This is a genomic window from Mesorhizobium sp. M1328 (assembly GCF_040318075.1).
GTDB lineage: Bacteria > Pseudomonadota > Alphaproteobacteria > Rhizobiales > Rhizobiaceae > Mesorhizobium.
The window spans coordinates 257086-269461 of record NZ_JAMYLO010000002.1; the positions used below are offsets into that span (position 1 = coordinate 257086).

Consider the following 12376-nt stretch of genomic DNA (forward strand, 5'->3'; position numbering starts at 1 on the left):
CTAAGATCTTGAGAACGCCGGCTTCTGCTTGGCCTTGAAAGCCTCGACGCCGGCCCTGAGATCGCTTGTCAGCGCGATGAAGCCGCTGGCCAGCGCTTCGGTCGCGGCAGCACTCTCTTCGCCCTCGGCGATGGCAATCATCAGCTTGGCGGCTTCGGTCGCGAGCGGCCCGCGCTCGGCGATCTTGCCGGCCCAGGCCTTGGCTTCGGCGAACGCCTTACCGGTCTCGACCACCCGGTCGACAATCCCCAGAGCAAGAGCCTCGGTCGCCAGAAACACCTCGCCGCCGAGCGCCATCCGCCGCACCGCCTGCGCACCGAAGCGGCGCACGGCGCGCTGTGTGCCGGACCAGCCGGGAACGACACCGATCGAGGTCTCCGGGAACCCAAGCTTCACCTGCGTTTCCGCCACGCGAAAGTCGCAAGCCGCCGCCAGTTCCAGCCCACCACCCAGCGCATGGCCGGCAAGAATGGCGATCGTCGGCTGCCGCAGCCGCGCCAGCCGATCAAAGACGCGGTGGCCGTAGCGAACCCATTGCACCTGGAAATCGGCGGCGCTCATTTCTGCCCATGCCTCGACGTCGCCGCCGGCGCAAAAGCCCTTGCCTTCGCCGCAGATCAGCACGACGCGGACGCCGTCCGCCGCCTCGGCCTCATCGAGTGCTGCTTCCAGCGCCCGCAGCATCGGAATGTCGAGGGCGTTGAATTTCTCCGGCCGGCGCAGCGTGACAATGCCGATGGCGCCGTCGGTTTCAAAGGTGACGAGGCGCTCAGCCATGGGCGCCTCCAAGCGAGGCGCCGCCATTGAGCGACAGGCCGATCGGCCGGTCCCTGTAGAGCGCATCCGGCGTCACTTTGAGATCGTTGGCTACGGCGAGCGGGATCTCGGCCTGCGCCAGCACATCGCGCTCCAGGTCGATGCCCGGCGCCAGCTCCGTCACCATCAGCCCTGCTGGCGTCAGCTTCATCACGCAGCGCTCGGTGACATAGGTGATATCCTGTCCCTGCGCGACGGCACGCTTGCCCGAGAAGGAGATATGCTCAACCTCGCCGACGACTTTCTTGACCTTGCCCTCCTGGTCGATGCGGATGCCGCCATCAGCAAGCGACAGCTTGGCGCCGGCATTGAAGAAACCTGAAAAGACGATCTTCTTCGCCCGCGCGGTGATGTCGACGAAGCCGCCGGCGCCGGCGGTGACGTGGGGCCGCGCCGAAAGCTTCGACACGTTGACAGAACCATGGCGGTCGATCTGCAGGAAGGACAGCAGCGAGGCGTCGAAGCCGCCGGCCTGGAAATAGATGAACTGGTGCGGCGAGGGCATGAAGGCGTCGGCGTTCGACGAGCAGCCGAACTTGAAGTCGAGCAGCGGCACGCCGCCGACCGCGCCCTGTTCGATGACCCAGGTGACCTTGCCGTGCTGGCCTTCCTCGAGCAGGATCCGCGGCACATTGGCCGAGATGCCGAAGCCGATATTGACCGCCATGTCGTCGGCAAGCTCCATGGCGACGCGGCGCGCAATGACCTTCTGGACGTTCATCTCGGCGTTGCGGAAGCTCGACAACGGCCGGAAGATCTCGCCGGAGATGGCCGGATCGTAGGGCGTCAGCGTCGTCTGCAACTGGTCGGGCGCCACCACGATATGGTCGACCAGCACGCCGGGCACGCGCACATCGTGCGGTTTCAGCGTGCCGTTCTCGACGACGCGCTTGACCTGCGCGATGACGATGCCGCCATTGTTGCGGGCGGCGAGCGCCTGTTCGAGGCCGCCGAGATAGGCACCCTCATGCTCATAGGTGAGGTTGCCGCGCTCGTCGGCCGTGGTGGCGCGGATGATCGCGACCTGCGGCACGATCGAGCGAAAATAGAGCCACTCCTCGCCGTCGAACTGCTGCACCGAAACGATCGGCTCGCTGGCGGCCGCGTTCATCGCGCAACCCTGATGGCGCGGGTCGGCAAAGGTATCGAGCCCGACCTTGGTCAGCACGCCGGGGCGCTTGGCGGCGGCCTCGCGATGCATGTCGAACAGGATGCCGGACGGCACGTTATAGGCGGCGACCGAATTGTCGCCGATCATCTTCCAGATCTGCGGCGGCTCGGAAGATGACGGCCCGGATGGATAGGAGCCGCACAAAGTGCGCTTCAACAGGCCGGGCTTGGCTAGATGGTCGATGCCCTTGATGCCGTACATGTCACCGGCGGCGATCGGGTGCAGCGTCGTGATGTCCTTGGGATGGCCTTCGGCGTCGAAGCGCTCGCCGATGGCGGCAAGCACTGCATCCGGGCAGCCGAGGCCGCTCGACGACGATACGGAAACGACCATGCCATCCCTGATCAGGCCGGCGGCCTCAGCCGCGGAGACGAGCTTGCTCACGCAGCACCCCCGAGCTTCGAGTCGATGGCGACGGCCTTGCCGGACTTGGCCGATTGCAATGCCGCCTCGGCTGCGGTCAACGACCAGACGCCGTCCTCGCCGGTGGCGGACGGCTGGCCCTCGCCACGTATCGCCGCGTGGAATTGGCGCAGCGAACGGGCATAGAGGTCTTCGCGGTCGAAGCTCAATTCCTCCTCGCCCTGTGCCGTTCGCAGCAACACCGAGCCGACCGGCTTCTGCGTCATCACATCCTTGCCGATCAGCGAGCCTTCGCTGCCATGCACCTCGAAGCCGGTGCCGGCGAATTTGGTGGTGAAGCCCTCATGCGATTGGGCAATGACCCCCGATCCGAAGCGCCAGAGGCACATGGCGCCGTCTTCCAGCCCGCCGGCGGCCATGCCGGCCGATTGCGTGAATGCCGAGATCTCGACCGGATCGTCGCCGAGCACGAAGCGCAGCGTGTCGGCATCGTGCACGGTGATGTCGAGCACCACGCCGCCGCCGGCGTCCGGCCTGGTGATGCGCCAGCCCTGCAGGTTTTCCGGCAGATAGACGGAGTGGAAGACGCGCGCAGCGATCGGCCTGCCGATGCGGCCGGCAGCGATCGCTTCGCGCATCGCCCGATGCGAGCCGGCATTGCGCAGATGGTGGTTGGTGCCGAGCACGACGCCGGCGGCCCTGGCGGCGGCGACCATCTTGCGCGCGTCGGCGCTGGTCAGCGCCAGCGGCTTTTCGCACAGCACATGCTTTCCCGCCTCGATGGCGGCGAGTGCCTGTTCGAGATGCAATTCGTTGGTGGTCGAGATGTAGACGGCGTCGATATCGGATTTGAGCAGGGCGTCCAGCGTCGAGACCGCCGCCTGAATACGGTTTTCGCTGGCATAGGCGGTGGCGCGCTCCGGGCTGGAGCTCATCACTGCGGCGATTTCGCCGTCCGGCTGCGCGCGGATGGCGCCGATCATGAACTGTCTTGCGATCGTGCTGGCGCCGATCAGCCCCCAACTGACGGTCATGCCGCGTCTCCCATTCCTGCGCAGCCATGCTCCTTGCGATCGGGGCCGCAGCTTTCCCTGACCACGAGGTTGACGGCGCCGATATGATCCTCGGCGCGCGTGGTGCGCGATTGGATCATCTTCAGCACGACATGGGCGGCGCGCTCGCCGAGGCCGGCGGTGTTCACCGACACGCTGGTCAGCGCCGGCATATAGTGCTCGGCCTCGGCCACGTCGTCGAAGCCGACGACGGCAAAGTCCGCGCCGGGTTCCAGGCCGCGCTTGCGCAGCGCCAGCAAGACGCCGAAGGCGACCGCATCGTTGAAGCAAAGGGCTGCAGTCGGCGGCGCGGCCATGGCGAGCGCGGTTTCCAGGCAGGCAATGCCGCCCTTGCGGCTGGTTTCGCCCTCGAAGACCAGCCTGTCGGCCGGTGCGATGCCGAGCGCTTCACAGGCCTCGCGAAAGCCGCCCAGCCGCTCGTGATAGACGACAAGGTCGGACGAGCCGCCGAAGAAGGCCAGCCGGCGGTGGCCCTTACCGATCAGATGGGCGGTGGCGAGATAGGCGCCGCGATGATTGTCGGGTGTGATCACCGGGATGCGGCTTTCGGGAAGGCGGCGCATGACGAAGACGACCGGAACGCCCGCGGTCTCAAGGCGGCGGAACGCGCCAGGCGTGGTGCCGCGCGCCGGCGACACGACGAGCCCGGCGACACCCTGCTCCATCAGTGATTTCAAAACCTCTTCCTGGCGCACCGGGTTTTCAGCGGTATTGGCGATGAAGGGCACGACGCCGGCCGACTGGAAGACGCGCTCCATGCCGACCGCCAGTTCGGCGAAAAACGGATTGGTGAGATCGTTGATGACCATGCCGATGACATTGGAATGGGCCTTGCGCAGATTGGCGGCGCCGCGGTTGTAGACATAGCCGACATCCTCGATCGCCTTGCGCACCTTCAGCGCGGTTTCAGGCCGGATCAGCCCGCTACCTTGCAGCACCAGCGATACCGTCGATTTGGACACGCCCGCCTCACGGGCGATGTCGAGTATCGTTGCCTTGGCCCGGCTGGCCATCCAGATCTGTCCTCCCGGTGGTTTCTTGTGCGATTTATTGGAACGATCTAATCCCTGCGGCGCATTTGAGTCAATCGCGTTTTTTCGAACCGGAGAAAAATGCGGCTCAATAGGCGCAATCCTCCAGCAAGTACGGCTTTCACCTGCTGCGATGCAGCAATTTGACCGGCGCGACGAAGGGCGGCAAAGTATCTTGATTTATTGGAACGTTCCATTTAATAGGCGCTGGGAAGGAGAGAGCCATGGACATCACCTTGCCCGGGGAAGGCGGCGGCCGTATCCGCTACCGGCTTGTCGGCCAGCCGGTGCAGCCTGTGGCCGGCGCGCGGTTCTCGCGCATCGCCTACGCCGCCGCCCATGTCGTTGCCGATCCCCTCGCCATGACCGATCCGTGGTCGAGGCCCGCGGTCGACTGGGACAAGACAATGGCGTTTCGCCGTCACCTTTGGCGGCTCGGCTTTCGCGTCGCCGAAGCGATGGACACCTCGCAGCGCGGCATGGGTTTCGACTGGGCAAATGCCAAGGAATTGATCCGCCGCTCCATTATCGAGGCGCGCAGCGTCGAGGGCGCCGATCTCGCGTCAGGCGCCGGCACCGACCATCTGGCGCCGGGGGCCGCGAGCACGCTCGACGATGTCATCGCGGCCTATGAGGAGCAGTTCGGCTTCATCGAAGGGCTTGGCGGCAAGGCGATCATGATGGCCAGCCGGGCGCTGGCGGCGATCGCCAAAAGCCCCGACGACTATGTCAGCGTCTACGACCGCATCCTGTCCCAGGCATCCGGCAAGGTCATCCTGCACTGGCTGGGTGACATGTTCGACCCGGCGCTGAAAGGCTACTGGGGCAGCAGCGATTTCGAAACCGCGCTCGAGACGGTGATCGCGATCATCGAACGCCATGCCGGCAAGGTCGAAGGCATAAAGATATCGCTGCTCGACGCCGGCAAGGAGATCGCGCTCAGGGACCGGCTGCCCGAGGGCGTGGTGATGTTCACCGGCGACGACTTCAACTACCCCGAGCTGATCGCCGGCGACGGCGACAGACATTCGCACGCGCTGCTCGGCATTTTCGATACCATCGCGCCGGTCGCCAATGCGGCGCTGGCAAAGCTGGCCGACGGCGACCGCGCCGGCTATGACGCGCTGATGGCGCCGACAGTGCCGCTGTCGCGCAAGATCTTCGAGGCGCCGACCGAATACTACAAGGCCGGCATTGTCTTCATGGCCTGGCTGAACGGCCATCAGGACCATTTTTCGATGGTCGGCGGCATGCAGTCGGCGCGCGGCATACGTCACTATGCCGATGTCTTTCGCCTTGCCGACCAGGCAGGATTGCTGGCCGAGCCGGAGCTTGCCATTGCCAGAATGACAAGCCTCTGCGCGGTAGCGGGCGTCTGATCGCAAGACATTGCAGCGTCCAATCTGCAAGCCCGGTTTCGGGTGGCTTTGCGATTTGGCTTGTCTGGGCAAATCTGTATGCGGTATGCGTCCAACAGAGAAGCCGATCCGGCGCTCTGCCGGCCAACCGGCAAAGCTGCCGTTCTGCATTGGGATAAGCTGATGACCTTCGACCTTCGGGGCAAGCGCGTTTTCGTGGCCGGACATCGCGGCATGGTCGGCTCGGCCATCCTGCGCCGATTGGCCGACGAGGATTGCGAGGTTCTGACCGCCTCGCGCGCCGAGCTCGATCTTCTCGACCAGGCCGGCGTGCGGCGCTGGATGGCCGACCGCAAGCCGGATACAGTGGTGATGGCGGCGGCCAAGGTCGGCGGTATCCTGGCCAACAACAGGCTTCCCGTCGATTTTCTGCAGGACAATCTCGTCATGCAGAACAATGTCATCGACAGCGCCTTCCGCAACGAGGTGCAGAAGCTGCTGTTTCTCGGCTCGTCCTGCATCTATCCCAAATTCGCGGCGCAGCCGATCTCCGAGGACGCCTTGCTGACCGGCCCGCTCGAACCTACCAACGAATGGTATGCGATCGCCAAGATCGCCGGGCTGAAACTGTGCCAGGCCTATCGGCGCCAATACGGCGTCGACTACATCTCGGCGATGCCGACCAATCTCTACGGTCCGGGCGACAATTTCGACCTCAATTCCAGCCATGTCGTGCCCGCCCTGATGCGCAAGGCGCACGAGGCCAGGCGCGCCGGCCGCAAGAGCCTGGAGGTGTGGGGCTCGGGCACGCCGATGCGTGAATTCCTGCATGTCGACGACGCCGCCGACGCGCTGGTCTGGCTGCTGAAGAATTATGCCGGCGACAGCCACATCAATGTCGGCTCTGGGGAAGACATCACCATTGCCGACCTTGCCTGCACCATCGTGTCGGTCGCCGGCGCCGATGCGGCGATCACATTCGATGCGACGAAGCCGGACGGCACGCCGCGCAAGCTGATGGACGTGTCGCGCCTATTCGCCACCGGCTGGCGCCCGCGCTACTCGCTGCGCAGCGGATTGGAACAGACCTATGCCTGGTTTCTGGAGCACGTCGAGACCGGGGATCTGCGCCTCGGCGCGGCCTGAGGCCGGTATTGGCGAGCTCGGCATCAGGACTGGATGAGGCTGAGAACGCCAGCCGATGAAAACACCGACGGCCAATTGAGGGATTATCTGGATGGTGGGCGTGACAGGGATTGAACCTGTGACCCCTGCAATGTCAATGCAGTGCTCTCCCGCTGAGCTACACGCCCATCCGAAGCCGCGCATACACCATTTTTGGTTCGGCACGTCAATAGCGGGAAAAGGGAAAGAATGGCTGGCTTGCCGCGTCGGTCAAGCGGCGACAAAAAGCGCGTCAGGCGGCCTGCAGCATCTTTTCGACCTCGTTGACGAGGTCGCGCAGGTGGAACGGCTTCGATAGCACCTTGGCGTCTTTCGGCGCTTTCGAATCGGGGTTCAGCGCGACGGCGGCAAAGCCGGTGATGAACATCACCTTGAGGTCAGGATCGATCTCGGTGGCGCGACGGGCGAGCTCGATGCCATCCATCTCGGGCATGACGATGTCGGTCAAAAGCAGCGAAAAAGGCTCCTCGCGCAGCCGCTCATAGGCACTGGCGCCATTGTCGAAATCGCTGACCTGATAACCGGCGCGCTCCAGCGCCTTGACGAGGAACCGGCGCATGTCGTCGTCGTCTTCCGCCAGCAGAATGCGTGCCATCTTGTCCCGTCCGAATCACCCAACCGACAATGCCGTGCGGCAAGCCCGTTAACCATGCTGTATATGAGGAGGTGACGGTAAACATCAAGTGAACGTTGGCCGCACAATCCTGATTTGGCTGGCACTTCGGCGGCTGGACATGCGGGCGGCGAGGTGGCACTTTCCTATCATGATGCATTGGTGTTTCCGGGTTCGTTCAAATTGAAAACGGCAGCCGAGGATTTTTCGGTCGTTCCACCCTTCGAAATCCGATCGGGCGCCGAACAGCGCGTTCCCTTCCTCTTCAACTCGCCGCATAGCGGCCGCTACTATCCGGACCGGTTCATGGCGATGGCCAAGCTGGACCGCAACGCCATCCGCCGCTCCGAGGACTGCTATGTCGAGGAATTGTTCGGCGGCGCCGTCGCGCTCGGGGCGCCGATGCTGGCGGCAAACTTCCCGCGCGCCTATCTCGACGTCAACCGGGAGCCGTGGGAACTCGACCCGCGCATGTTCGCCGAACCGGTGCCGTCATTCTGCAACATCCGCTCGGCGCGGGTGGCCGGCGGGCTCGGCACCGTGCCCAAGCTGGTCGGCGAGGGGCTCGACATCTATTCCGGCCGCTTGCCGCTGGCCGAAGCCGTGGCGCGCATCGAAGCGGTCTACAAGCCCTATCACGAGGCGCTGAAACGGCTTTTGACCAGAACCCATGCGCGCTTCGGCTACGCCGTGCTGATTGACTGCCACTCGATGCCGGCAAGCATAAGGGTCGGCGACAGCGGATTGCGGCCGGACTTCATCGTCGGCGACCGCTTCGGCATTTCCGCCGCGGCGGCGTTGACCGAGACGGCGATCGGCCTGCTCACCGGCATGGGCTACAGCGTCGCCCACAACAAGCCCTATGCCGGAGGCTTCATTACCGAGCACTATGGCCGCCCCGTGCGCCATCTGCATGCGCTGCAGATCGAGGTCAATCGCGGGCTCTACATGAATGAGCGGACGTTCCAGAGATCAGCTGGTTTCGACGCCCTGGCCGACGATCTGGCGCGGTTTTCGGCCGAACTGATGGCGATGCCCGATGACAATTTCATGGATCTGCCGCTGGCCGCCGAATAGCGCCGGAATCGCGGCATTCGCGGCTCATGAGGGCAGCGTAAAAAAAGACCGCATCGTTTGCACGACACGGTCGAAGTCTAGGGAGGAAACGCCCAAGGAGGGCATGGACAGGAACCCTGTCCGAGAACAAACGTATTGTGCGCTGCACAAATGTCAAGGCGCGTTCCGGCTTTTTTAATTCACTGTGAAGTGGAAATTGCATTTCCATGACGGCTGCGTTGCATTCGAGCAACAGTTGGCACCGTGCAAAAGGCTCCGAACGCCCTTTGTTTCGGCACAAACGCCCTTGTTTCGGCATAAATCCGTAGGCAAACCGGCATCTCAAACATGCTGAAGCGGGAGAATCAGTTGGACATCAGTATCGAGTTCATGCGGCGCATTGCGCGTGCCGCCGCAGCCGAGACCTTGCCGCGCTTCCGCAATCAGGGCGCGGTCACCAACAAGGAGCGCGGCAGCTTCGACCCGGTCACCGAGGCCGACCGTGAAGCCGAGCGCGCCATCCGGGCGGTGATCAGCGCGCAATACCCCGATCACGGCATCCTCGGCGAGGAGCATGGCAGCGAAAACATCTCCAGCCGGCATGTCTGGGTGATCGATCCGATCGACGGCACGCGCGCCTTCATTTCCGGCCTGCCGGTATGGGGCACGCTGGTCGGGCTGACGGTCGACGGCGATGCCGTCGCCGGCATGATGTCGCAGCCCTTCACCGGCGAGCTGTTCTACGCCAATGCTTCCGGCTCGCATTATGAAGGTCCGGGTGGCCCGCGAAAACTCACGACGCGCAAGACCACAAATCTCGCCGAAGCGACGCTGTTCACCACCACGCCGGCGCTGTTCAAGGGAGACGCGCGCTCACGCTACGACCTGTTCGAGAAGCAGGTCCAGCTCGCCCGCTACGGCACCGACTGCTATGCCTTCGCCATGGTGGCGGCGGGCAGCGTCGATATCGTCGCCGATCCGGGATTGAAGCCCTACGACATCGTGGCGCTGATTCCGATCATCGAGAAGGCAGGCGGCGTCGTCACCACTTTCGAGGGCGGACCGGCGGAAAACGGCGGCGACATCCTGGCGGCGGCGACACCGGAGCTGCACGCGGCGGCGATGACGGCGCTGCGCGGCTGAGCATCCGGTGCACCCAAGCGTCTGTTTTTGCGCAAATCCGACGGAAACCGCGGTTCTAAATTAGCAGTCGGCAGGCCAAGCGTCCGAGAGACGCGGGCCCCACAAAATGAGCACGAAAGAGATGAGGCCGGTCGGCGCGGACGAATACGCCACGCCTTTGATCACGGCTTCCTGAAAGGCGCTCCCGTGGACGGCTCCGGCGGCCAACGGCATTGTCTCGTTGCCGGCCCCCCAGGCGCTGGCAATCACGTAGGCGGCCAGGATCGCCAAAGCCGAATAGATCAGGAGCCAGAACGCAATCCGCGACATCGCCGCGCCGAGATTGAGCCTAGACCATGTGAGGCCTAGCGCCAGCAAAAGAACGCCCTCCAAGGCGCTGAGCGTGTGCGCGGACAGTCCGAGCCGCGGTGCGGCGAGGTACGGTATTGCAAACCCCTCGAATGACGAAAACAGCAGCAGCGCGACGCCAATCTGCAGCCGATGCCCCTGACGTGACAGCGTGTTCGATGCGTTCATGGTCGTTTTTCTCCCGGCGAATGACCTCCAACCTCTTTGGCAGCAACCTAGCGCGCGATGCCTGAACGGGAATAAGGGGGCGAGCTGTGCCGGGCAAGCGACCCGCGCAGGCTTTATTGCCGGGCGCCGGCGAAGCGGTCAAACAGCGTCGCCGGTTCCTGGGATGAAGGCATCGAATGCCGCAAGCAGTTGCTCGCGATAGAGGTCGGCTTCCTGCAGGATCTCATGGCGGGCGCCGTCGATCATCACTAGCGAGCCGACGCGCAGACGCCTCGCATAGGCCTCGACTGCCCTGGTCGAGACGACCTGGTCGGCGCCGGCGGCGATCATCAGCAAGGGCACCTGGATCTTGGCCATGAAATCCGGGTTGCTGACGATCAAGGACGCCTCCGTGGCCGCCTTCAGCCAGCGGATCGTCGGTCCGCCAAGCGCCAGCTGCGGACAGGTTTCGTAGATCAGCGTGTTGCGCCGATAGCGCGCCGGATCGCTGGTCAGCTTGTTCATGGCGAAGGGCACTGATTCCTTGGGCCGCGGCCCCCATGCGGCATAGAGCCGGCCAAGGCCGAGAAGGCAGAACAGCGAAGAGATGCGGCGGACGGTTTTTACCGAAACCGGGAGGTCCGGCACGGTGAAGAACGGTGCGATCAGCACCATGCGGCGCACGCGGTTCGCCATTGCGGGCGCGGCGAGCAGCGCAATCACCGCGCCGGCCGAGTGGGCCAGTATGTAGTAGGGCCCTCGGCAATCGGGCAGCACGATCTCCTCGAAGAACTGCTCCAGATCGCCGGTGTAGTCGAAGAAGCTCCGGACGAAGCCGCGCTGTCGGTCGCCGATCAGCCGGTCGGAAGCGCCCTGGCCGCGCCAGTCGAGGGTTGCCACGCCAAAGCCCCGGTCGGCAAGGTTGCGAATGGTCTCGAAATACTTCTCGATGCACTCGTTGCGGCCGGTCAGGACGACGACGGTGCCCTTCATCGGGCGGGCAACCGCGGCAAACAGCCCATAGCGGATCTTCTTGCCGTCGCGCGTGGTGAAGAAGCCGCCGGCCGCGTTTTCCGGCAGCGGATTGCCCGGAGTTTCGTGGAAGAGAGGGGGCTGGTGGAAAAGATCGGTCATACGGTGTTTGGTTGGTGTCGGTGCCGACGGGCGCAAATCAGGCATAAACGCCCATGCGCCAAAAGCAAAGGAATTCGGGACGTCGGGGAGGTCGATCCAGGCAGCGAACAAGAAAGGCCGGAAGCAGCCGTGGGCGTGCTTCCGGCCTCTGTCGACCGGGAGGAAGGGACGTTACACCCGGTTCGGCCTCGTCGTGTCGCCTTTTCCGGCGACCTGTTCGTGATCTCGAGAACAGTTTTAATGCCGCCTGGCTGAACGCTCGCCGAAGCCACGGTTCATCTGCCGTTCATCGGCATCGGGACGTGGGCCGGGACCGGTCCCGTTCGGACGCGGGAAATCTTGAAATGCCGTCGTCCGCTTCCCAAATTTGTCATGCGGCCGCCAATGTCGGGGCCGCTGGCCCATCCGGAACGCCGTCACGGGTTTCGCACCGGCCATACGCAACCTTGTTGCTCAACAGGAGAACACACCATGCGTCACGTTGATTTTTCCCCGCTCTACCGTTCGACCGTCGGTTTTGACCGGCTGTTCACCATGCTCGATTCGCTTGCGCAGCCGGAAGGCCAGACGTACCCGCCTTACAACATCGAGCGTACGGGCGAGGATGCCTATCGCATCTCGATGGCTGTGGCCGGCTTCTCGGAAGATGAGATTTCGATCGAAGCTCACCGCAATGTGCTGACCGTCAAGGGTGAGCGCAAGGAGGAAGGCAATGGCGAAGGCTCCGAACTGCTCTATCGCGGTATCGCCAGCCGAGCCTTCGAGCGCCGCTTCCAGCTTGCCGATCACGTCGAGGTTGTCGGCGCCGCGCTGAAGAACGGCCTGCTCTTCGTCGACCTCAAGCGCAACATCCCCGAAGAGCTGAAGCCGCGCAAGATCGCGATCACCTCGGCTCCGGCCAAGGCCAAGCAGATCGAGGCCAAGACTGCCGCCTAAGC

At 64.1% G+C, this 12376-nt stretch carries 12 protein-coding genes and 1 tRNA gene; 5 read left to right on the top strand and 8 right to left on the bottom strand.

The genetic code is table 11. The features are described from left to right. The 4 genes from NKH23_RS05820 to NKH23_RS05835 are packed head-to-tail and all read right to left on the bottom strand — an operon-like array spanning position 1 to position 4436. Positions 1-777, bottom strand: coding sequence for an enoyl-CoA hydratase/isomerase family protein (locus tag NKH23_RS05820; protein ID WP_352713567.1), 777 nt, complete (start codon positions 775-777; stop codon positions 1-3). Next, complete coding sequence (locus NKH23_RS05825) at positions 770-2371, bottom strand: acyl CoA:acetate/3-ketoacid CoA transferase (protein WP_352713564.1); 1602 nt, start codon at positions 2369-2371, stop codon at positions 770-772. The genes NKH23_RS05820 and NKH23_RS05825 overlap by 8 nt, the downstream gene beginning before the upstream one ends. Further along, positions 2368-3384, bottom strand: coding sequence for a Gfo/Idh/MocA family protein (locus NKH23_RS05830; protein ID WP_352713561.1), 1017 nt, complete (start codon positions 3382-3384; stop codon positions 2368-2370). The genes NKH23_RS05825 and NKH23_RS05830 overlap by 4 nt, the downstream gene beginning before the upstream one ends. Next, positions 3381-4436, bottom strand: coding sequence for a LacI family DNA-binding transcriptional regulator (locus tag NKH23_RS05835; RefSeq protein WP_352465863.1), 1056 nt, complete (start codon positions 4434-4436; stop codon positions 3381-3383). The genes NKH23_RS05830 and NKH23_RS05835 overlap by 4 nt, the downstream gene beginning before the upstream one ends. 242 nt (positions 4437-4678) lie before the next feature. Between NKH23_RS05835 and NKH23_RS05840 the strand changes: the two genes are divergently transcribed. Together NKH23_RS05840 and fcl are read left to right on the top strand one after the other, a co-directional pair. Continuing rightward, a complete protein-coding gene (locus NKH23_RS05840; protein ID WP_352713558.1) occupies positions 4679-5833 on the top strand; it encodes a dihydrodipicolinate synthase family protein in 1155 nt (384 codons plus the stop codon). A 162-nt stretch (positions 5834-5995) separates the two neighbouring features. Next, the gene (gene fcl, locus NKH23_RS05845) at positions 5996-6958 is read left to right on the top strand and encodes a GDP-L-fucose synthase (RefSeq protein WP_353034347.1); all 963 of its coding nucleotides are present in this window, start codon (positions 5996-5998) and stop codon (positions 6956-6958) included. Positions 6959-7050: 92 nt separating this feature from the next. Here fcl and NKH23_RS05850 read toward each other — a convergent pair. Together NKH23_RS05850 and cpdR are read right to left on the bottom strand one after the other, a co-directional pair. Beyond that, positions 7051-7125 (bottom strand) — tRNA-Val (locus tag NKH23_RS05850). 104 nt (positions 7126-7229) lie between these two features. Next, positions 7230-7592: a cell cycle two-component system response regulator CpdR gene (gene cpdR / locus NKH23_RS05855; protein ID WP_006199474.1), complete on the bottom strand. Its 363-nt coding sequence runs from the start codon at positions 7590-7592 to the stop codon at positions 7230-7232. Positions 7593-7745: 153 nt separating this feature from the next. Here cpdR and NKH23_RS05860 point away from each other — a divergent pair, with 153 nt between their 5' ends. After that, positions 7746-8687 carry an N-formylglutamate amidohydrolase gene (locus tag NKH23_RS05860; protein ID WP_353015127.1) on the top strand — a complete coding sequence of 314 codons (942 nt, stop codon included), beginning with the start codon at positions 7746-7748 and terminating at the stop codon, positions 8685-8687. 348 nt (positions 8688-9035) lie between these two features. Beyond that, the gene (hisN, locus tag NKH23_RS05865; protein ID WP_352910735.1) at positions 9036-9809 is read left to right on the top strand and encodes a histidinol-phosphatase; all 774 of its coding nucleotides are present in this window, start codon (positions 9036-9038) and stop codon (positions 9807-9809) included. A 60-nt stretch (positions 9810-9869) separates the two neighbouring features. Here the strand turns inward: hisN and NKH23_RS05870 are convergent, their stop codons facing one another. Both NKH23_RS05870 and NKH23_RS05875 read right to left on the bottom strand, forming a co-directional pair. Further along, on the bottom strand, positions 9870-10325 hold the full coding sequence (locus NKH23_RS05870; protein ID WP_352910738.1) for a styrene oxide isomerase: 456 nt from the start codon (positions 10323-10325) through the stop codon (positions 9870-9872). 138 nt (positions 10326-10463) lie between these two features. After that, entirely contained in the window at positions 10464-11438 is a 975-nt protein-coding gene (locus tag NKH23_RS05875; RefSeq protein ID WP_352910741.1) for an alpha/beta fold hydrolase, read from the bottom strand. Between the two features lie 471 nt (positions 11439-11909). Here NKH23_RS05875 and NKH23_RS05880 point away from each other — a divergent pair, with 471 nt between their 5' ends. Further along, on the top strand, positions 11910-12374 hold the full coding sequence (locus NKH23_RS05880; protein ID WP_023675381.1) for an Hsp20 family protein: 465 nt from the start codon (positions 11910-11912) through the stop codon (positions 12372-12374). The last annotated feature ends 2 nt before the right edge of the window (positions 12375-12376 follow it).